A 20,734-nucleotide genomic window follows, 5' to 3' on the forward strand; every position below is an offset into this window, starting at 1 on the left:
GTCGACGGAATCTGTCATGCCGCATACGCTGTCCGAACAGGCTCATGCTGGTATCCATGGGCTTAAGGCCTATGTGCCGGGTAAGCCGATCGAGGATCTCAAGCGCGAACTGGGTCTTGAGTCGATCATCAAGCTGGCCTCGAACGAAAACCCGCTCGGGACCGCGCCGGCCGCGCTCGCAGCACTGGCCGATTTCGATGGCGATCTGTTTCGCTATCCCGACGGCAGCGGCTTCGAGCTCAAGCACAAGGTCGCCGCACGCCATCGCGTATCGGTCGATACCATCACCCTGGGTAATGGCTCGGACGATATCCTGGAGCTGGCTGGACGGGTGTTTCTCGGGCCGGGCAAGAACGCCGTGGTCTCGCAGCACTCTTTTGCGGTTTATCCGATCGTCGCACGCGGCGTGAATGCCTACGTTCGGGAAGTGCCGGCACTCGGCCTGGATTCCGATATGCCGCGTGGGCACGACCTCGAAGCGATGCTGGCCGCGATCGACGACCATACCGGCGTCGTGTTCATCGCCAATCCCAATAATCCGACCGGAACCTGGGCTGCCCATGCGGAGTTGGAATCGTTCCTGGAGCGGGTACCGGCGGCGACCGTGGTGGTGCTCGACCAAGCCTATATCGAATACCAGACCGCCGATGCAGTGGCCGATATCGCCGGCTGGATCGAGCGGTTTCCGAACCTGATCGTGACTCGAACGTTCTCGAAAATCTTCGGTATGGCCGCACTGCGTTTCGGCTACGGCCTGAGCTCGCCGGAAGTCGCCGACTATCTCAATCGTATTCGCCAGCCGTTCAACGTGAACATGCTGGCGATGCACTGTGCGGCGGCCGCGATCGAGGATCACGACTTTATCGCCCGTTCGGTCGAATCGAATACGGCCGAGCGTGCTCGGTTGGCAGCGGCGCTCGCCGAGCGCGGCCTGGCGAGTCTGCCGTCGCAGGCTAATTTTCTGACCTTCGATACGCAACGCCAAGCGCAGCCGGTCTACGATGCGCTGCTCCACGAAGGCGTAATCGTACGCCCGCTGGCCGGCTACGGGCTACCGAACCATCTGCGGGTCACGATCGGCAAGCCCGAGGAGAACGCGCGTTTTCTGGCGGCCCTCGACCGTGTGCTCGGCTGATGGCTAACCAGGCGACGGCCGTATTGCCGGTCGATCAGGTAGCGATCGTCGGGCTCGGGCTGATCGGCGGGTCGATCGCGCGCGGACTGCGCGCGGCCGGCTATCGAGGCCGCCTGACCGGTGCGGTCGCGAGTGCAGCCGATGCTGAGCACGCGCTCGCCCTGGATTTGGTCGATGCAGCCTATGACGATATCGCAGCCGCCGTGGCCGAGGCCCGGCTGATCGTGGTGGCGGTGCCGCCCGGCGCCATGGCCGGCGTATTGCAGGAGATCGCCGCGGCGGCGCCGCACGATGCCGTAATTACCGACACCGGCAGCAGCAAGGCCAGCGTGATCGAAGCCGCGACTGCGGCCTTCGGCGGCGAAGCGGTATCGCGCTTCGTGCCGGGCCATCCGATTGCCGGGACCGAGAATAGCGGCCTCCAAGCTGGCTTTGCGACGCTGTTTACCCAGCGGCGCACGATCCTGACGCCGATCGCAGCGACCGATCCGGCGGCGCTGGCGACGGTCGAGCAGCTATGGCGCCTGCTTGGCGCAGTGGTGACCTCGATGAGTGCGGCCCACCACGACGAAGTGCTGGCGGCCACCAGCCATTTGCCGCATGTTCTGGCTTATGCGCTGGTCGACACGCTCGCCGGCATGGCCGAGCGCACCGAGATATTCGAGTATGCCGCCGGCGGCTTCGCCGATTTCACCCGGATTGCATCTAGCGATCCGACACTGTGGCGCGATATCGTCTGCGCCAACCGGGCGCCGCTGTTGGCGGCCGTCGATGCCTTCATCGATCATCTGCAGGACGTTCGCGTAGCGATCGACGCAGCCGATGCCACGCGGCTCGAGGCAATCTTCACACGGGCCAAGACCGCACGCGACGACTTCGTGCTGACAAGGGAGAACCAAGGTCAATGAGCGGTACCAGCTTCACCGTCCAGCCGGGCGGCCAGTTGAACGGCCGCCTGCGGGTGCCGGGCGACAAATCGATTTCGCATCGCGCGATTATGTTCGCCGCGATCGCCCAGGGCACGACCTGCATTACTGGTTTTCTGGAAAGCGAGGATTGCCTGGCCACGCTGCGTGCGTTTAATGCCATGGGCCTGCAGCACACACAGCGCGACGGCGCCTGGGTGGTCGAGGGCATGGGCATGCATGGGCTGCAGGCGCCAACGGCGCCGCTGGACCTCGGTAATTCCGGCACCTCGATGCGGCTGTTGTCTGGCTTGATGGTCGGCCAGGCCTTCGATTCGGTCCTGACTGGCGATGCCAGCCTGTCTCGGCGGCCGATGAATCGTGTGATCGATCCGCTGACCCAGATGGGCGCCCAGATCGCTGGGCAGGCCGGCGGCCGAGCGCCGTTATCGATCACTGGCGGTGTCGCGCTGACCGCGATCGACTATACGCCGCCGGTTGCCAGTGCGCAGATCAAATCCTGCGTGCTGCTGGCCGGCCTATATGCCAACGGCGTGACCCGCGTACACGAACCGGGCATCAGCCGCGATCATACCGAGCGCATGCTCGGCGCCTTCGGCGTCGAGATCGAGCGCGATGGCCGCAGTCTTGCCCTGGCCGGCGGTCAGGCGTTGCAGGCGGCAGACATTGCGGTGCCGGCGGATCTGTCCTCGGCCGCGTTCTTCCTCGTAGGGGCTGCGATCACTCCCGGTAGTGACTTATGGCTCGAAGAAGTCGGCATCAATGCGACCCGCCGCGGCGTGATCGACGTCTTGGTGTCGATGGGTGCGGATATCGAGTTGCACAACGAGCGCGACCAGGCCGGCGAACCGGTCGCTGATATCCGGATCCGCGGTTCGGCGTTACAAGGTGTCGACATCGGCGCGTCCGAGGTCGAACTGGCGATCGACGAATGTCCGGCGATATTCGTGGCGGCCGCCTGCGCCGAAGGCACGACGCGGGTCACCGGTGCCGCCGAACTACGGGTCAAAGAATGCGACCGCATCGCGGTCATGGCCGAAGGCCTGACGGCACTGGGCATCGAATGCACAGAGGTCGAGGACGGCCTGACCATCGTGGGCCAAGGCGCGGGCGCAGTGTTCGACGGCGGCGAGATCGCCAGCCATGAAGACCATCGCATCGCCATGTCGTTCGCCATGGCCGGGCTGCGTGCGAATAGCCCGATTCGAATCGACGACTGCGACTATGTCGATACCTCGTTTCCGGGGTTCGTGGAATTGGCAGCCCAGGCCGGGTTGTCGATCCAGGCACAGGGTGTGTCATGACTCGCCCGGCACCGATCATCACGCTAGACGGGCCGGGTGGGGCAGGCAAAGGCACGCTCGCCTCGCAGTTGTCGGAGTGGCTCGGTTGGTTCTTGCTCGACAGCGGCGCGCTGTATCGGCTCGTGGGGCTGCGCGCTCTGCGCGACGGGCTCGATCCCGAGGTGGCCGAAGACCGTCGGCAGGCGGTCGAAGTCGCGCGTCAGTTGGCGATCCGATTCGTGCCTGGCGGCCAGCAAGGCCAGCGTGTCGAGTTGGCCGGAGAAGATGTGACCGACGCGATCCGTTCCGACTCGGTCGCCGAAGCCGCCTCGCGCTGGGCAGTACAGCCGGAGATTCGCGAAGCGCTTCTAGAGCGCCAGCGTGCCTTCGTTGCGCCGCCTGGACTGATCGCCGACGGACGCGATATGGGCACGGCCATCTTCCCGAACGCCGACCTGAAGCTCTACATCACGGCCTCGGCGGCCGAGCGGGCCGAACGTCGATATGCCCAGTTGTCGGAAATGGGTGTTGCTGCTAATCTCGAACAGATATATCGTGAGATCGTGGAGCGCGATGAACGTGATGCCTCGCGTGAAGCGTCTCCACTTAAGCCGGCGGTCGATGCATGTGTCATCGATACCACTGGCGAGAGCGTCGCTGCCTCGTGGCAAAAGATTCGCGACTTGGTAGCGGCCAAGGGCTGGTTGCCTCTCCGGTAGTCAGCTTAATTAGGGTCCGTTCGTGGTGCAATGCCGCGGGCGGTGTTTTTGTCTTTATCAACAACCGATGGTGTCCATCTGGACGCCGCAGGATTTTTCCCTCACATGTCTGAAAGTTTCGCCGAGCTATTCGAGCAAAGTCTGCAGGGTCGCACCATGCAGCCCGGTTCCCTCATCAATGCTGAGGTACTGGAAGTAAAAAACGATGTCGTGATCGTCGATGCGGGCCTGAAGTCCGAAGGCGTGATCCCGATCGATGAATTCTACGACGAAAACGGCGAGCTGACCGTTGGCGAAGGCGATAAGGTCGAAGTCGCCCTGGAAGCCGTAGAAGATGGTTTCGGCGCGACCCGGCTGTCGAAGGAAAAGGCCCAGCGCATCCGCACTTGGGACTTCCTGACCGACGCCTACGAAAATGGCGAGTCGGTGGTCGGCCACATCTCTGGCAAGGTCAAGGGCGGCTACACGGTCGACGTGGGCAATATCCGTGCATTCCTGCCGGGTTCGCTCGTGGACGTGCGTCCGGTGCGCGACACCACCTATCTGGAAGGCAAGCCGCTCGAATTCCGCGTCATCAAGCTCGATCGCCTGCGTAACAACGTAGTCGTCTCGCGTCGCGACGTGCTCAAGGAAGAGTACAGCGAAGAACGCAAGCAGCTGCTCGACACGCTGCAGGAAGGCATTGTCCTGCGCGGTATCGTCAAGAACCTGGTCGATTACGGCGCCTTCGTCGACCTCGGCGGCATCGATGGCCTGCTGCACATCACCGACATGTCCTGGAAGCGTATCAAGGACCCGTCGGAAGTGGTCTCGGTCGGCTCCGAGATCGAGGTTAAGGTGCTCAAGTTCGATCGCGAGCGCACCCGTGTATCGCTGGGTCTGAAACAGCTTGGCGACGACCCGTGGGTCAACATCGCCCGGCGCTATCCGGAACACACACGGCTGTTTGGCAACGTGACCAACATCACCGACTACGGTGCCTTCGTTGAAATCGAAGAAGGCGTGGAAGGCCTGGTGCACGTCTCCGAAATGGACTGGACCAACAAGAACGTCAACCCGAACCAGGTGGTCTCGGTCGGCGACGAGGTCGAGGTCATGGTGCTCGAAATCGACGAAGAGCGCCGTCGTATCTCGCTGGGCATGAAGCAGTGCCAGTCCAACCCCTGGGAAGACTTCGCGGCACAGCATGCCCGCAACGACGTTGTCTCCGGCCAGATCAAGTCGATCACCGATTTCGGTATCTTCGTCGGCCTGCCGGGCAACATCGACGGTCTGGTGCATCTGTCGGATCTGTCCTGGAACGAGGCTGGCGAGGAAGTCGTCCGCAATTATTCCAAGGGCGACGAAGTCGAAGCCGTGGTTCTGGCGATCGACGCCGACCGCGAGCGGATCTCGCTGGGCATCAAGCAGCTCGCGCAGGATCCGATGGGCAGCTTCGTGGCCGATCATCCGAAGGGCAGCATCGTAAACGGCACGATTTCGGAAGTGGACGCCCGCGGCGCCTCGGTCGATCTCGGCAACGACGTGATCGGCTACATTCGGGCCTCGGACATCTCGCGTGATCGGGTCGAGGACGCCCGCAGCGTGCTGTCTGAAGGCGAACCGGTCGAAGCGCGGTTTGTCGGTGTGGATCGTCGCAATCGCTCTATCAGCCTGTCGATTCGTGCCAAGGAAGAGAAGGACGAGCAGCAGGCGATGCGCGAGTACGCGGATACCGATGCCTCGACTGGCACGACCAGCCTGGGTGATCTGCTCAAAGAGCAGATGGCCGATCGCGACAGCTGATCGCGAAAAAAAACGCGAGGCGCTTGCGTGCGCCTCGCGTTTTAAATAGCCTCTTAGTTGGTTACTGCAGATTTTGGTACAAGGCAAAAAAAATGCCGTCCCATATCTGCGGTAATTGATTTTGGGGGCGGGCCGATATGTCTTCGGCGCGTCAAGGGGGACGGCGTTTCTAGGGAGAGCGCTGGATGACTAAATCCGAGTTGATTGAGCGTCTGGTTAATCGCCAGACACATATGACCCAACGCGACGTAGAGCTGGCGGTTAAGCTGCTTCTCGACAACGTGATCGGCGAATTGGCCGATGGCGGACGTGTCGAGATTCGTGGCTTCGGCAGTTTTTCGGTCCATCATCGGCCGGCGCGACGTGGCCGCAATCCCAAAACGGGAGAGGCGGTCGATATACCGCGTAAATACGTGCCGCACTTCAAGCCCGGCAAGGAACTGCGCGAGCGAGTCAATCGTCAGGGATCGTAGCGTTTCCGGCCGTTCAATGGCCAAGCCGGAGACAGTACGGATAGACTAGCGAATCGCCGTTGCAGCGAGGAGAGTCATGCTGCGTCTTATCCGAAATCTGATCGTCATTATCGCCGTTGTGATCGGCTTGGCTTTCGGGTTCTTCAATTACAATCCGACTTCGGTCGATCTGCTCTGGACGACGACTGAGGCGCCATTAGCGGTGTTGCTCGGGCTGGCGTTTTTGCTGGGCCTGATCATTGCTCTGCTGCTCTGTGGCGTGCGCATGGCCAAGCTGCGCGCTCGCCTGTCGAGTACCCGGCGCCAACTCAAGGACGCAGAAGCGGAAATTTCGAATCTGCGGAGCATGCCTATCCACGATGCTTAACAGTGTCTTGGTACTGCTGGTCCTGCTGCCGGTGGCAGCAGGTTCCGGTTGGCTGGCGCGTGCGCGCGCCGAGCGGCGTCGCCAAGATGCTGAACAACGATCGGCTTCGCCTGTCCATGCGGACTATCTGCGAGGCATCAGCTATCTCGTCAACGAAGATGCAGACCGTGCGATCGAAACCTTCATTCGGGTTCTCGAGGTCGATAACGAGACCGCGGAAACGCATCTGGCACTGGGTAATCTGTTTCGGCGTCAGGGCGATATCGATCGGGCGCTACGCTTGCACCAGAATCTGGTGGCTCGGCCGAACCTATCGGCAGGGCATCGCAATCAAGCCCGCTACGAGCTGGCCCGCGATTATCTGCGGGCTGGGGTCCTGGATCGGGCAGAGAGCCTGTTCGTCGAACTGGTCGACAACGAGAGTTTCGCCGAGCGTAGTCTCAACGGCTTGATCACGATTCACGAACAGGTGCGCGACTGGGAGCAGGCGATCGTTGCGACCCAGCACCTCGAGCGCGAACGCGGTTCATCGCTTAGACCCATCATCGCGCAGTACTACTGCGAGTTGGCCGAGCAGGCGATCGAGGCCGAGGACAGCGAACGTGCACGGCGCATGCTCAAGTCGGCGCGCCATGCATATCGCGGCTGTGCCCGCATCAGTTTAGTGGGCGGACGCCTAGCCGAATCACATCGCGACTTTCGCACCGCGATCCGGGCTTATCACGAGGTGTTAGTTGAGGATCCGGCGTTCGCGACCGAGATTCTCGAGCCCATGCACCGTTGCTTTGCCGCCAGCGATGACGATAGCGGCTATGTCCGCTTTCTACAGGAATTCATGGCCCAGATCGAGGGCGCGGCAGGGCACGTCGCCTATGCACGACACCTGCGCTCGACCGGCCGTATCGACGAAGCCATCGCACATCTGTCGCGGTACCTGCAGCACGAGGCAAGTTGGATCGGCTTCTATCACCTGCTGGAGTTGGCTTCGGCAGACCCGCGCAGCAATCTGACTGGGCCGCTCGATAACCTGCGCCAGTCGCTGGCACGCATTATCGAACGCGAGCCACTCTATCAGTGTGGGCATTGCGGTTTTTCTGGGCGCTATTTGCATTGGCAGTGCCCGAGCTGTCGACAATGGAACACCATGGTTCCGCGGCGCGATATCAAACCGGGCGACTAGGCCTCGCCGGCCGGGTACGGTCGGCATCCATGGCCAAAGCGAAAGCACAGCGTCTGTGAGCCGTTACAGGGCCAGGCAAAGGCAGGCTGGTTGTCGTATGTTTGCCGACCTGCCGCGGTTTCTGGCGAGTGCTGCATCGTAGTGTGCTGCGATCGGTGATCGGCAGCTGCAGACCGCTGCGCTGGATGGATTGCACATTCGCGTAAACGCTCGAAAATTCATGACCCAACGGCCGTCCGGCGTTCAAGAAGCTGAGTGCGGGGCAACGGCTCGGATAGCGCTTTCGGCGACCGTACACCCCAGCTGGGTGCCAAGGCAGGCGCCACGCCAGCCACGGGCCGGGGCTTGCCATTTGCGGCCGGTAGGGCGGGCCGCCTCCCAGTGCTGTGTCGCCAAGCTATCAGGCCGCGGCCGCCAACGGCGCTGTTCGGATGAATACCGAAGCGCATTTCCGTCGGCTCGAGGCTTTTGAGGCGCAGTGGATCAGTAATCGTTGCCCTGCATGACCCCGCGCCGGCATTGATCGGCCGACCAGGCCCGGTGGCAAGCCGTCACCATCTGATCGCGTAGCGCGCTCAGACGCGATTTATTGTAGTCGCTGAGATTGGCGGTCTGCAGGGCGGTACGCAGCTGATTGATCGCGCTCGGGTAATCGTCGAGCATGGCGAAATATCGGGCCTGCCGGTAATAGGCTTCGCCGAGGTTGTCTTGCTGCCCAGCGCCCTGTGCGAGCAGGCGCTGTGCCTGAGGGTAGGTATTGAGTAGCGTGGTCTCGGACAGCAGATAATCGCGCATGGCGCCGGGCTGGTGCTGTTTTTCGAGATTGTCGGCATAGGCGAGCTTCAACGCATCGCTATGCGGGAACTTGTCGAGCGCTTGGGTGAGTGCCTTCGCAGCCTGATCATGGTGGCCGGCCTGCCCAAGCGCGTTGGCCAGGCCGACTCGCCAGGCCAGGATCTCCGGGTGTTGCTGTACCCCCTGATGCATCAGCGCGATGGCCTGCTTATACTGGCTGGTCCGGCTCAGTGCCAGTGCATAGCCGTATCGATCGGCCGCCGTAGGATTGGCGCCGTGCAGTTCGCCGCGAAAATAATCACGCATATCGACCGCGCTACGGGAGGCGAGCAGCCGTGCACGGGCTCGCATATAAGGGTATTCCGGGCTGGTATGGACCTTGACCTGCGGATAGTCGGAGGCACGGGCTTCGGCTTCGGCCATGCGTGTGGACGATACCGGATGGCTGAGCAAAATCTGGGGAAGCTGGCGGCCGTAGAGGTCGCTGTGGCGCTGCAAGGTGCCGAAAAAACGGGCCATGGCATGCGGATCGTAGCCCGAACGCGCCAGATCGCGAATACCGACCCGGTCGGCCTCGTGCTCGTGGGCACGGGTGTAGCTGAGCTGCTGCATGCCCAGACGCGACATGCCGCCCATGATGGCGGCCGTCGCCGCATCGCCGCTGCCGGCCGTGGCGCCGGCGATTGCGGCTACGATCGCGGTCGCCAACGTCGCGATGGTATCGCCGCGGCTTTCGACCATCTGTCGGGCGATATGTCTTTGGGTGACATGCGCGATTTCATGGGCCATGACGCTGGCCAATTCGCTTTCTGAGTCGGTCGCCGTAAGTAGCCCGGCATTGACGCCAATATAACCGCCGGGCAACGCGAAGGCGTTGATATTGCCGGTATCGATCACATAAAAGCGGAAGCTGTCGGCTGGGCGATCGGTATGCTGTGCCAGACGGCGGCCGATCCTGTTGAGATAGTCGTCGAGTTCCGGGTCTTCGATAACCCGATCCCGGGCACGCAGCTGCGAGACCACCTGCGCACCGAGCCGGCGTTCCTCGGCGGGGGTCATGGCGGCATCGGCTGGCTGACCGAGATCCGGCAGATTGTATTCGTTGCCGCTGGCTGCCGTACTGCTGACTGTGAATATACAGCCCAGGGTGAGCAGCGCGGCGACCGCGACCGGCGGCACTCGCATGAAATTCACGATCGGCTTGTCCCTCGAGTCTTAGACGCAGCGTAGCGCGTTTGGTTCAACGGGTTAACCACGTCGACGGCATGCCCAGCAGCGGGGCCATGTCGCGCTCGCAGCGGGCAGCGGCAAGCGCTTGGCTGACGCCATGCGCTTTAGCGTGGCGTTGTGCCATCGGTGCCCAAATAATCAAAGCGGCTTTGAACGCAGACGCACAGAGCGGATAATCGCAGGTTCATCGCGTTGAGCGCCAACGCTCGCGACGACCGCGTCAACCAGGCAAGAGCGCGTTTGGGCGTCGAAGTCGTGCGCGGTACCCGTGCTGTCGCGGTTGCTCAAGATATCGTGTTCCAAGCCGCAGTGGTGCCCGACGGCGATCGTGCCCGGCGTTGGCGCGCCAGCTGGGTTTCGGTGTCGATCATGCGGGCTCGCACGAAACCGTCACAGGCCCTACGATAGCGCGCTGACCCATCGCATAGCGACCCGAGCGAGATCAGCGACTCCATGAACGTTTTCCGTGCCTGGCTTTCCCGACATATGTCGGATCCGCAGCTGGTCTCGCTGATTCTAATTCTGATCGGCGGTCTGGTCTTGGTGTTGTTCGTCGGCCAGTTGGTGGCGCCGGTGCTGGCGGCCGTCGTATTGGCCTACCTGCTGGATACGCCCGTGATCTGGCTGTGCCGAGCCCGCGTGCCGCGGGCAGTCGGCGCGGCGCTGGTCTCGATCGCGCTTCTGCTCGGCGTGGTCTGGGTGAGTTTTGCGTTGATGCCGCTTTTGACCCGGCAAGCCGGTCAGGTGCTCCAGGAAGCGCCGAACCTGATCAAAAGCGCCCAAGCCTGGGTCGGCGGTTTGCCATCGCGCTATCCTTCGGTGATTACACCGGAGCAAATGGATGCGCTGGTCGGCAGTGTATCGATCGATATCGGTTCGTTGCGCCAAGCCGTGCTGAGTCGCTCGTTGATGGTTGGGGCCGGGCTGCTGTATCTGGCGGTCTATTTAGTGCTGGTGCCGTTGATGGTGTTCTTCATGCTGCGCGACAAGCACAAGCTGCTGGCCTGGTTCGGTCGGTTTGTACCGCGCAACGGTGCGCTGCTCCGCCAGGTTTGGGCCGACGTTAATATCCAACTTGGCAACTATGTCCGCGGCAAGGTGTTGGAGATCGTGATTGTCTGGATTGCGGCTTACATCATGTTCTGGGCCCTTGGGCTCAACTACGCGATGTTGTTGTCGGCGCTGGTCGGCTTTTCAGTTCTCGTGCCTTATGTCGGTGCATTCGGTATGACCATCCCGGTGATGCTAGTGGCCTACTCGCAGTGGGGGGCGCACAGCTACACGCTTTGGGTGCTGCTGGCATATACGATTCTGCAGATGCTGGACGGCAATCTGCTGGTACCGATCCTGTTTTCCGAGGCCGTCAATCTGCACCCGGTCGCGATCATCACAGCGGTATTGTTCTTTGGCGGTATCTGGGGGTTCTGGGGCGTGTTCTTTGCCATTCCGCTGGCCACTATCGTGCATGCCGTACTCAAGGCTTGGCCGAGCAGTAGTCTGCCCTCGACATCGCCCCCATCGTCGAACGGCGTTTAAGCATCGCCTGGCGCCGCTCGCGCGCCAGATGAGCCAGAAGATCATGCCCCGGTCCGAGCCCGACCGGGGCGCGAGGTGAAGGGCCGCCCCGGCGTTAAACTAGGTTGAGGCTGACCTGGGAAGCCGCGGCGCTGTCGCGAATCGGCAATTCGGTATGCCCATCCCGCGGCTCGATCAGTTCGATCCAATGCCGTACCGGCAGCCCCGAGGCCGCCTCTAAATGCAGCTGGCAGCCGACGTTGGCGGTCACGATCACCTCGGGGCCGCCATGGCCCAGTGCTTGGAGCTTGTTGTCACGTAGTTCGCCAGCGATCTCCGGCTGCAGAATCGAGTAGCTGCCGGCCGAGCCACAGCAGAGATGGGCATTCGGCACCGGCGTGAGCTGGTAACCGGCGGCCGTCAGGATGTCGGGCACGCGATCGTGTAGGCCGGGCGCGTTCTGTAGCGTACAAGGCGGATGATAGGCCACCTTGCGCTGGTTGCCGGTATTGGCGATCGGGGTGAGATCCTCGTCAGCCAGTACGTCGCTCAAATCCCGGGTGAGTTCCGAAACGCGCCGTGCTTTTTCGGCATAGCCGGGATCATCGCGCAACAGATACCCGTATTCCGCCACCTGGGCGCCGCAGCCGCTGGCGGTCATGACGATGGCCTCCGCACCGGCCTCGATATGGGGCCACCAGGCATCGATATTGGCCCGCGCAAAATCCCGGGCTTGTTCACGGTGGCTCAAGTGTTGATGCAGTGCGCCGCAGCAACCGGCGCCGCCGCCTACGGCGAGCAGGCGCACGCCGAGGCGTGCAAACACCCGCGCGGCCTGGGCGTTGGTGTTCGGCGCGGCAACCGGCTGTACGCAGCCGTCCAGTACCAGCATGGTGCGCTTGGCGGTTCCGGCTTCGGGCCAGGGCTGGCGAGATCGGTTCGGGGGCAGTTTCTGGGCGAGCGGGGCGAGTGGGCCCACCATCGCCGGGCGTAGCCATTGGCCGAAGGCATAGGCGATCTCGAATCGCGGCCGATACGCCACCACATGACGAAGCAGCCAGCGGATGATGCGCTCGCGCGGTGGGCGTGAGACCTGGCGCTCGACCAAATCGCGGCCGATGTCTGCCAGCTTGGCGTATTCGACCCCGGACGGGCAGGTGGTCTCGCAGGCACGACAGGTTAGACAGCGATCCAGATGTAGACGCGTCTTCTCGGTCGGCTCGGCGCCTTCTAGTACTTGTTTGATCAGATAGATACGCCCACGAGGGCCATCGCGTTCGTCGCCCAGCAGCTGATAGGTCGGGCAGGTCGCGGTACAGAAGCCGCAATGGGTACAGGCCCGCAGGATACGGTCGGCTTCCTGGCCGTCGGCCGTATCACGCAGGGCAGGGATGATCGAAGTCTGCATAGTGGCTGCGCCTTCGTCGATGGAAATACGCTCGTCCGCGGTAGCCGGGGCTAACGGAGCACGGGCGAGATCAAAATTACAATTCGGTATACAGCCGCCCGCGGTTCAGAATCCGACGCGGGTCCAGCGACTGCTTGAGGCGTTGCTGCAAGGCAAGCATGGCCGGCGGTAGCGGTTGAAAACGCGGACTCTGGCCGCCGCGATACAGGCTGGCGTGCCCGCCTTGGGCAGCGGCTGCCTCGCGGATGGTCGTGGCATCGGCATTCGAGACCAGCCAACGCTGGGCGCCGCCCCAGTCGATTGCGCGTATACCTTCGATATCGAAGGCTGGGGCGGCCGGCGGGACCGATAGTCGCCACAGCGGCTGGTCGTCATCAAGCACCGGCCGCTCGAGTTCGCCGACTGCACGCCAGAAACCAGTATCGTCGGCCATATGCTGGCCACCGAGTGTCGTGCGGGCGGCGGCGACCGAGGATTCGGCACCGGCCAGCCGTAGATAGGTATAGCCGTCTTCCCAATAGGCGCCGGTAATAGGCCACGGGTGCAGCCCCCAGTCGCTGAACTGTTGCAACGCGGTGGCCCGGTCGTGCTCGAAGACCAGGGTGGTCTGTACGCGTGGCTGTGGCAGCACTTTGAGGCTGACATCGAGCAGTACCCCTAGCGTGCCGAACGCTCCGGCCATGAACCGCGACAGATCGTAGCCGGCCACATTCTTCATGACTTCGCCGCCAAAGCGCAGTATCTCGCCGCGGCCGTTGATGATGCGGGTGCCGAGCACGAAATCGCGAGCGGCGCCGGTATAGGGGCGGGCCGGCCCCGAGACCCCGGTGGCGATGGTGCCGCCGAGGGTGGCGCTGTCACCGAAATGCGGGGGCTCGAACGGTAGGGCCTGGTGGGATTCGGCCAGCAGCGTTTCGATCTCGGCCAGCGGCGTGCCAGCACGGGCCGTGAGTACGAGCTCGCCCGGCTCGTAGCTGATCACGCCGCGGTGGGCGCTCAGATCCAGGGCCTCGCCTTCGCCGGTCTCGCCCAGAAAGGATTTGCTCCCGCCGGCTTTGATCAGAAGCGGCCGGTGGTCGTCAAAAGCCGATGTCACGATACCTGCGAGTTCGTCGGTTCGATCGGTGGCGGTCGTCATAGCCGCTCCAGTTCCGGATGGGGCAGCTGGCCTTGGTGGACATGCATGGCGCCGAATTCGGCGCAGCGATGCAGGGTTGGAACTGCCTTGCCGGGGTTGAGTAGCCCGCCCGGGTCGAAAGCCGACTTCACCGCATGGAACTGGGTCAGTTCGGCCGGTGGGAACTGCACGCACATCTGGTCGATCTTTTCGACGCCGACGCCGTGCTCGCCGGTGATCGTGCCGCCGTGTTCCAAACACAGCTGGCAGATAGCGCCGCCAAAGGCTTCGGTGGCCTCCAGTTCGCCCTCGACGTTGGCGTCGTAGAGAATCAGTGGATGCAGGTTGCCATCGCCGGCATGAAAGACATTGGCGACCCGTTGGCCGTACTGCTCAGATAACTCGCCGATTCCGATCAGCACATCCGCCAGTGCCTTGCGAGGAATGGTGCCGTCCATGCAGTAGTAGTCCGGCGAAATGCGGCCCATGGCGGGGAAGGCGGCCTTACGACCGGCCCAGAACAGGGCTCGTTCGGTGGCGTCCTTGGAGATTCGTATGTCGGTAGCGCCGCTGCGCTCGACCACGGCCCGGACCCGGTCGATGTCTTCTTCTACCTCAGCTTCGGTGCCGTCGATCTCGCACAACAAGATCGCCGCGGCCTCGGTCGGATAGCCGGCGTGCACGAAAGCCTCGGTGGCCGCGATCGCCGGGTTGTCGAGCATTTCGAGCCCAGCTGGCACGATGCCGGCCTTGATGATGGCCGCCACGGCATCGCCGGCGGCCCGTACATCGTCGAAGGCCACCATGGCGACCCGGGCCAGCTCTGGCTTGGGCAGCAGCTTGACCACAATTTCTACGATCACGCCCAACAGGCCCTCGGAGCCGGTCATCAACGCCAGCAGATCGTAGCCCGGTGTGTCGAGGGCATCGCTGCCGATGGTTAGCCGCTCACCTTCGATGGTCACGATCTCGAGCTTGACGATGTTATGCGTGGTCAGCCCGTATTTCAGACAGTGCACGCCGCCCGAGTTTTCGGCGACGTTGCCGCCGATCGAGCAGGCGATCTGCGAGGACGGGTCGGGCGCATAGTACAGCCCGAGGTGATCGACTGCCTCGGAGATCGCCAAATTGCGCACCCCGGGCTGGACCGTCGCACGCCGGTTGGCGGTATCGATATCCAGGATCTGATTGAACTTGGCCAGCGACAACAGCACGCCGTTGTCCAGTGGCAGGGCACCGCCGGACAGGCCGGTACCGGCGCCGCGGGCAACCACGGGCACTTGGTTGTCGTGACACACGCGGAGCACGGCCTGGACCTGTTCGATAGTGCTGGGCAGCACCACAATCATGGGCAGCTGTCGATAGGCCGATAAGCCGTCGCATTCGAACGGCTTGAGGTCTTCTTCGGTCGACAGCACCAACTCGGCCGGTAGTACGGCGGTCAGCTTATCGATCAGCGCGGGCTTATCGATCGTCTGCGGACGGTCGTGGGCCGGCGTATCATCCAGGGCGGCCTGGGACATGTTGAACTCCTCCGAAGCCATTGCCGCGCCTTCTAGGCTATGCGGCGCTGCCGTATCCTCGGCATTTTCAAGGCTTTTATCGTTATCTAATGCCTACGTTGCCCACCTCGAGGGCGGCTGGCAAGGCGGGAGGGACGATTGTTTTATAGTTCGGTTTGATCCGTGCGATCAGGCGCCCCGATGACGGCGACGGTTTCAGGCCCGAAAATCGATCTCGATGCGCTTTGGGGCGAGGCAAAAAAAGCTTGTCGCGACGCGTCCACGCGACAAGCTGGACGGCACGGGCTAGGGCCTGTTGACGTTTCGTACGAGCGCTGCGTTGGAGCCGCAAATCGTGTCTGGCAAGGCGCGAGTCGCCGTGTCGTGGCGAGTCATGATCGCGACTCGCCACGCCGTAGGGCGCGATTTGCGGCCCAACCCGAAGGAACAAGCGCTATTTTGCGGCAGTCCAGCGTTGTAGCACGCTTGTGCAGACCGGCTGCACGGCGCGCACTACGCCTCGTCTTGCCGCCAAATAGCGTTTGGCGGGGACTCGTACGAAACGTTCACAGGCTCTAGAGCTTGTCGGACGCGTAGTGGGCCAGGCGCGAGCGCTCGCCCTGGGCCAGGGTCACATGGCCGGCGTGACGCCAATTGCGAAAGGCATCGACCACCCGCGTGAGCCCGGAGCTGTTTTCGGTCAGATACGGGGTGTCGATCTGGGCGAGATTGCCCAGGCAGACGAACTTGGTGCCCGGGCCGGCGCGGGTGATCAATGTCTTCATCTGCTTCGGGGTCAGGTTCTGGGCCTCGTCTAGGATCACGAAGCGCTCCAGGAAGGTTCGACCGCGCATGAAGTTGACCGAGCGAATCTTGATTCGGTTCGACAGCAGTTCGTTGGTTGCCGCGCGCTCCCATTCCGATACGCCGCCGGAACTGCCGGTCAAAACCTCGAGGTTGTCCATCAGTGCGCCCATCCAGGGCGTCATCTTTTCTTCCTCGGTGCCGGGCAGAAAGCCGATATCGTCGCCGACCGGCACGGTCACGCGGGTCATGATGATCTCGCGGTAACGGGCTTCGTCCAGCGTCTGGGACAGCGCCGCGGCCAGGGTCAGTAGCGTCTTGCCGGTGCCGGCTGCGCCCAGCAGGGTGACGATATCGATCTCTGGATCCATGAGCAGATTAAGCGCGAAATTCTGCTCGCGGTTGCGGGCATGTACGCCCCAGACATTGCGTTTGCCCTCGCGGTAATCTTCGGCGAGTTCGAGCAGGGCCTCGTCGCCTTCGATATCGCGGGTGATCAGCTCGACGTCGTTCGGCCGATCGAAATAAAGCAGTTCGTTGACGTGCCAGTCGGCAACATCGCTACCGCGGACCTGGTAGTAGGTCTCGCCCATTTCCTGCCAGGAGTGCATGTCGTTGGCATGCTGATCCCAGAAGTCGTCCGGCAACGCCGCGCGACCGGTATACAGCAGATCCACGTCTTCGACGACCTTGTCGTTGAAGTAGTCTTCGGCCTCGATCCCGATCACCGACGCCTTGATGCGCAGGTTGATGTCCTTGGACACCAATACGATCTCGGCGTTGCCCAGGATATTGCGCAGTGCGATCGCGCTCAGCAGGATCGAGTTGTCGGCCTTGCTGCCGGCCAGCGATGCCGGCAATTCACCGTCCGGTGGCTTGGTTTCGAAAAACAGCCGACCGGTGGCCGTAGGGGGCTGCTGGCCGTTGCCATTGTTGCGCGAGTCGGTCGCGATCACGCGCTGATTCAAGCTCAGGCCGGCCTCGATATCTTCGTGGCTATGGCCGGCGACCAGTTCATCGAGAAAACGGCTGGCCTGACGTACGTTGCGAGCAACTTCCGAGACGCCTTTCTTGCCGCCGTCCAACTCTTCCAGAACGACCATGGGTATAAAGATGTCGTGTTCCTGAAAGCGGAACAGGGCGGTCGGATCGTGCATGAGCACGTTGGTATCGAGAACGAACACCCGGTCGGACATAAGCTTTGGGCCTGGTTGGACGTGGTCTAGGCAGTCTCGAGAGCACGCACGGCCGACAATACCTCGTCGGCGTGGTCGGCAACCTTGACGCCGCGCCAAACATTGCGCACGACCCCGTCGCCGTCGATCACGAACGTGCTGCGTTCAATGCCGATATGGGTGCGACCGTACATGTTCTTTTCCTTGAGCACATCGTAGTCCTTGCACATGCGCTCGTCGGCATCGCTGATCAGATCGAACGGAAAGCCGTGTTTGTCACGAAAGTTCTCATGCTTGCGCAACGAATCGCGGGATACGCCCACGATCTCCGCCCCGGCTGCGCGGAATGCCTCGTACTGGTCTCGAAACGCTTCGCCTTCCTGAATGCAGCCCGGCGTGTTGTCGCGAGGATAGAAATACAGCACCAGCGTGTGGCCGGCGAAATCGGCTAGCGTCAGGGTTTTATCGCCGGTCGCCGCGGCCTTGAAATCGGGGGCATGGTCTTGGACTTCGACGCTCATTTGCGGTCCGCCTTGGTTAGTTCTTGATGGGATCGAGCAGGCCGTCGGCATGCAGCTCGTCGCACACATCCATAAACGCATCGCGCAGGGTTTGCGGATGCTGGTTGAGTGGTACGTGCAACGATAAATGAACAGTACACATTTCGGCACCCGTCATGCCGGAGTGATACGTCTGTACGCTCGCCTCGTGGACCGCAACATCCTGATCGGTGAAGAAAGCCGTGAGTTCGGCCAGCAGCCGCGGTTGCTGCGGCGCGACGATTTCGGCGGCATAGGGGCGAAAATCGCGGGCCGGCTCGGCGGGCTGGGTATGTTCGAACTGGACTACCAAACCGAGGTGCTCGGCCAGTCCTGGTAGGGCGCTTTCCATCTTGCCCATGGCGCTCCAATTACCGGCCAGCAGCAGTGCCGCGGAAAAATGATCGCCCAAAGGTGTGATCCGGCATTCGAGAATATCGCAGCCGCGGCGGCCGATCGCACGGATCAGGTCGTGAGCCAGCCGATCACGGCTGGTGCCAAGTGCCACGAGCGACAGATATTTCTTGATTTCCGGCATGGACGACCCCGGTAGACTCTCGGCGTTGAAAAGCCGGGTATGTTAGCACCAACAAGGCGGGTACAATTCCGCGACCCCACGCGTGAGGAGGCACTGTGGCACTAGGTAAGGAATCGCTGGGCGGTAGCATGGTGGCGATCGTCACGCCCATGCATGCCGACGGCAGCGTCGACTGGCAGTCGCTGGAGCGGCTGATCAACTGGCATATCGAACAGGGCACCAACGGCATCGTCTCAGTTGGTACGACGGGCGAATCGGCGACCCTCGGCTTTCGCGAGCATGACGAGGTCATCGAGCGCACCGTAGAAATCGTCGATAAACGCATCCCCGTAATCGCTGGCACTGGCGGCAACGCCACCGACGAAGCGATCCGTCTGACCCGGCATGCCAAGCGCGTCGGAGCCGATGCGAGCCTGCTGGTCTGCCCCTACTACAACAAGCCGAGCCAGGAAGGTTTGTATCGCCACTTCCATGCCATCGCCATGGCTGTGGATATTCCGCAGATTCTCTATAACGTGCCCAGCCGTACCGGCGTGGATATGTTGCCGGAAACCGTGGCGCGTTTGTCGAGTATCGACAATATCGTTGCGCTCAAGGAAGCCAAAGGCTCGATCGAGCGCATTCATGCGCTGATCGAACACGTCGGCGATGCCATGCATATCTATTCCGGCGACGACGGCACGGCCATGGAATCCATGTTGGTCGGTGGCAAAGGCAATATTTCGGTTGTGGCCAATGTGGTGCCGAATTTGATGAGCCGGATGTGCGCGGCTGCAATCGCCGGCGAACGCGAGGAGGCCGAGCGGCTCGACGCAGAAATGGCGCCGCTGCATTCTGCGTTGTTTTTCGAAGCCAATCCGATACCGGTGAAGTGGGCCCTACAAGAGATGGGCTGGATCGAGCCGGGAATTCGGTTGCCGCTGACCCCGCTAGCCGACCATTTCCACGACAGCGTTCGCGACGCACTCAAGCAGGTGGTCGGGGCCTATCGATAGTTGCGCAAAGCACGGCGATTTGTGATAAAAAGAGACTGAGCATTACACTAATATGCTCCGCTACGACCTGTGCCATAGGGGTTAAGGGGACAACTCTTGAAGTCTTTTTCGGTGAGTCGTAGTATTGGAAACGGTTTATCCAGAGTAGTCTCCGCTACTACACGGGAGTAGATGACATGAAAAAGGTTTTGGCTGGAATTAGCATTGCGATGCTCGCGGCATCGCCCGTCGCTTTCGCGCAGAACGGCGCCAGCGGCGATAGCGAGCTGCAGTCGGGCGGTGCGGCTGGCACCGATAACGCGCAGACCTACACCTATGCCGCGCTGGCGGGTGTGAGTGCTGCCGCGGCCATCGGCGCTGCCTTCGCTATCTCGGACGACGACGATTCGAACGTCGATCTGGGCGGCAGTGGCACGACCGGCACCATCGGTGGCGGTAGTGGTACCAGTGGCACGAATGGTGGCGCCAGCGGCACCAGTGGCACGTAATAGCTGACGCAGAACTAGCTGGTGTTGTTTAGAACTCCAGCCATCAAAATGGGCCGCTTTCGGGCGGCCCATTTTTTTGGTCTTGCGGTTTGCATCGGAGTCGTCCTTTTAAGTGGATGCAGCCTTTCGCGCAGCCCTCTGTGGGCGACGTTGGGTAGCTTTGTGCCTATTCATAAGGACGTCTCCGACGATGCAAAAAAGATCTCCTACGCCTCGATCGATCTGTCGCTAGGTAGAAGAGGCGGTCTGTTGATTTTGGCCGAGCAGAAAGACGGCTTGACGTTCTGGCAGACCGGCCGGGATGAAGTGGTCGTTTTGAACCATGGGTATCTACAGGCCACGTCGGGATTGACCCCCCGTCTCGAGATGAGCCAAGCATTCGACGCGCAAGGACGCCCTGTCTCAATGAAGTCGGTAGCGGGGCAGGCAGAATTTGTCGTGCGACGTTCATGGGTCGATGACAAGGGTGTGCGCCGAGCCGGTCAGGCCCAGGCACGCTGGTCATGTCAGTCTCAAACTCAGTCGGTAAAGCTTCCTCTAACGACACGCGATCTTTATAAGTGTGTGGAAACGTTAGATTGGGAGCACAAGGGCGACACGCGGTCGGTATACTGGCGCGACACAGACGGACACGTCTGGAAAGCGGACGTGGCTGCCTGGCCCGGTGGGCCAGAGGTGCGTTGGCAGGTTGCGCGACCGTGGTGGCCTTTGAGCTAACTGCGGCCGCTGTTCGAGCAGCCAAGCGTTCGGCGCTGGGCTT

At 62.1% G+C, this 20,734-nt stretch carries 20 protein-coding genes; 13 read left to right on the forward strand and 7 right to left on the reverse strand.

What is annotated here, in order from left to right; genetic code table 11:
• Nucleotides 1-16: 16 nt before the first annotated feature.
• The 8 genes from hisC to lapB all read left to right on the forward strand — a co-directional run bounded on the left by hisC (nt 17) and on the right by lapB (nt 7,868).
• Entirely contained in the window at nt 17-1,135 is a 1,119-nt protein-coding gene (hisC, locus tag V5738_RS07665) for a histidinol-phosphate transaminase (protein ID WP_423823834.1), read from the forward strand.
• A complete protein-coding gene (locus V5738_RS07670) occupies nt 1,135-2,043 on the forward strand; it encodes a prephenate dehydrogenase (protein ID WP_423823835.1) in 909 nt (302 codons plus the stop codon). Before hisC ends, V5738_RS07670 begins: the two co-directional genes overlap by 1 nt.
• Nucleotides 2,040-3,365, forward strand: a complete 1,326-nt coding sequence (gene aroA, locus V5738_RS07675) for a 3-phosphoshikimate 1-carboxyvinyltransferase (protein WP_423823836.1) — start codon at nt 2,040-2,042, stop codon at nt 3,363-3,365. The genes V5738_RS07670 and aroA overlap by 4 nt, the downstream gene beginning before the upstream one ends.
• Nucleotides 3,362-4,063 (forward strand): (d)CMP kinase, encoded by a 702-nt coding sequence (cmk, locus tag V5738_RS07680; RefSeq protein ID WP_423823837.1) that lies wholly within the window; start codon nt 3,362-3,364, stop codon nt 4,061-4,063. The genes aroA and cmk overlap by 4 nt, the downstream gene beginning before the upstream one ends.
• 105 nt (nt 4,064-4,168) lie before the next feature.
• Nucleotides 4,169-5,848: a 30S ribosomal protein S1 gene (gene rpsA, locus V5738_RS07685; RefSeq protein WP_423823838.1), complete on the forward strand. Its 1,680-nt coding sequence runs from the start codon at nt 4,169-4,171 to the stop codon at nt 5,846-5,848.
• A 185-nt stretch (nt 5,849-6,033) separates the two neighbouring features.
• Nucleotides 6,034-6,321 (forward strand): integration host factor subunit beta, encoded by a 288-nt coding sequence (locus tag V5738_RS07690; RefSeq protein WP_423823839.1) that lies wholly within the window; start codon nt 6,034-6,036, stop codon nt 6,319-6,321.
• A 76-nt stretch (nt 6,322-6,397) separates the two neighbouring features.
• Nucleotides 6,398-6,688, forward strand: a complete 291-nt coding sequence (locus tag V5738_RS07695) for a lipopolysaccharide assembly protein LapA domain-containing protein (protein ID WP_423823840.1) — start codon at nt 6,398-6,400, stop codon at nt 6,686-6,688.
• Nucleotides 6,681-7,868 (forward strand): lipopolysaccharide assembly protein LapB, encoded by a 1,188-nt coding sequence (gene lapB, locus V5738_RS07700; protein WP_423823841.1) that lies wholly within the window; start codon nt 6,681-6,683, stop codon nt 7,866-7,868. Before V5738_RS07695 ends, lapB begins: the two co-directional genes overlap by 8 nt.
• Before the next feature lie 483 nt (nt 7,869-8,351).
• Here the strand turns inward: lapB and V5738_RS07705 are convergent, their stop codons facing one another.
• Nucleotides 8,352-9,848, reverse strand: coding sequence for a M48 family metalloprotease (locus tag V5738_RS07705; protein ID WP_423824147.1), 1,497 nt, complete (start codon nt 9,846-9,848; stop codon nt 8,352-8,354).
• Nucleotides 9,849-10,085: 237 nt separating this feature from the next.
• Here V5738_RS07705 and V5738_RS07710 point away from each other — a divergent pair, with 237 nt between their 5' ends.
• Together V5738_RS07710 and V5738_RS07715 are read left to right on the forward strand one after the other, a co-directional pair.
• Nucleotides 10,086-10,301, forward strand: coding sequence for a hypothetical protein (locus V5738_RS07710; RefSeq protein WP_423823842.1), 216 nt, complete (start codon nt 10,086-10,088; stop codon nt 10,299-10,301).
• A gap of 45 nt (nt 10,302-10,346) precedes the next feature.
• Complete coding sequence (locus tag V5738_RS07715) at nt 10,347-11,429, forward strand: AI-2E family transporter (RefSeq protein WP_423823843.1); 1,083 nt, start codon at nt 10,347-10,349, stop codon at nt 11,427-11,429.
• Nucleotides 11,430-11,523: 94 nt separating this feature from the next.
• Here the strand turns inward: V5738_RS07715 and glcF are convergent, their stop codons facing one another.
• The 6 genes from glcF to V5738_RS07745 all read right to left on the reverse strand — a co-directional run bounded on the left by glcF (nt 11,524) and on the right by V5738_RS07745 (nt 18,491).
• Complete coding sequence (gene glcF / locus V5738_RS07720) at nt 11,524-12,816, reverse strand: glycolate oxidase subunit GlcF (RefSeq protein WP_423823844.1); 1,293 nt, start codon at nt 12,814-12,816, stop codon at nt 11,524-11,526.
• A gap of 76 nt (nt 12,817-12,892) precedes the next feature.
• The gene (glcE, locus tag V5738_RS07725; RefSeq protein ID WP_423823845.1) at nt 12,893-13,954 is read right to left on the reverse strand and encodes a glycolate oxidase subunit GlcE; all 1,062 of its coding nucleotides are present in this window, start codon (nt 13,952-13,954) and stop codon (nt 12,893-12,895) included.
• A complete protein-coding gene (locus tag V5738_RS07730) occupies nt 13,951-15,456 on the reverse strand; it encodes an FAD-linked oxidase C-terminal domain-containing protein (protein ID WP_423823846.1) in 1,506 nt (501 codons plus the stop codon). The genes glcE and V5738_RS07730 overlap by 4 nt, the downstream gene beginning before the upstream one ends.
• A gap of 554 nt (nt 15,457-16,010) precedes the next feature.
• On the reverse strand, nt 16,011-17,435 hold the full coding sequence (locus V5738_RS07735; protein ID WP_423823847.1) for a PhoH family protein: 1,425 nt from the start codon (nt 17,433-17,435) through the stop codon (nt 16,011-16,013).
• A gap of 26 nt (nt 17,436-17,461) precedes the next feature.
• On the reverse strand, nt 17,462-17,935 hold the full coding sequence (locus tag V5738_RS07740; RefSeq protein WP_423823848.1) for a peroxiredoxin: 474 nt from the start codon (nt 17,933-17,935) through the stop codon (nt 17,462-17,464).
• A 16-nt stretch (nt 17,936-17,951) separates the two neighbouring features.
• Entirely contained in the window at nt 17,952-18,491 is a 540-nt protein-coding gene (locus tag V5738_RS07745; protein ID WP_423823849.1) for a glycine cleavage system protein R, read from the reverse strand.
• 128 nt (nt 18,492-18,619) lie between these two features.
• On the opposite strand from V5738_RS07745, the gene dapA reads away from it, so the two are divergent.
• The 3 genes from dapA to V5738_RS07760 all read left to right on the forward strand — a co-directional run bounded on the left by dapA (nt 18,620) and on the right by V5738_RS07760 (nt 20,691).
• Nucleotides 18,620-19,486 carry a 4-hydroxy-tetrahydrodipicolinate synthase gene (dapA, locus tag V5738_RS07750; protein ID WP_423824148.1) on the forward strand — a complete coding sequence of 289 codons (867 nt, stop codon included), beginning with the start codon at nt 18,620-18,622 and terminating at the stop codon, nt 19,484-19,486.
• A 176-nt stretch (nt 19,487-19,662) separates the two neighbouring features.
• Nucleotides 19,663-19,974, forward strand: coding sequence for a hypothetical protein (locus V5738_RS07755; RefSeq protein ID WP_423823850.1), 312 nt, complete (start codon nt 19,663-19,665; stop codon nt 19,972-19,974).
• A gap of 48 nt (nt 19,975-20,022) precedes the next feature.
• Complete coding sequence (locus V5738_RS07760) at nt 20,023-20,691, forward strand: YjbF family lipoprotein (protein WP_423824149.1); 669 nt, start codon at nt 20,023-20,025, stop codon at nt 20,689-20,691.
• Nucleotides 20,692-20,734: the final 43 nt, after the last annotated feature.

Source organism: Salinisphaera sp. SPP-AMP-43 (assembly GCF_049568105.1).
Lineage (GTDB): Bacteria > Pseudomonadota > Gammaproteobacteria > Nevskiales > Salinisphaeraceae > Salinisphaera.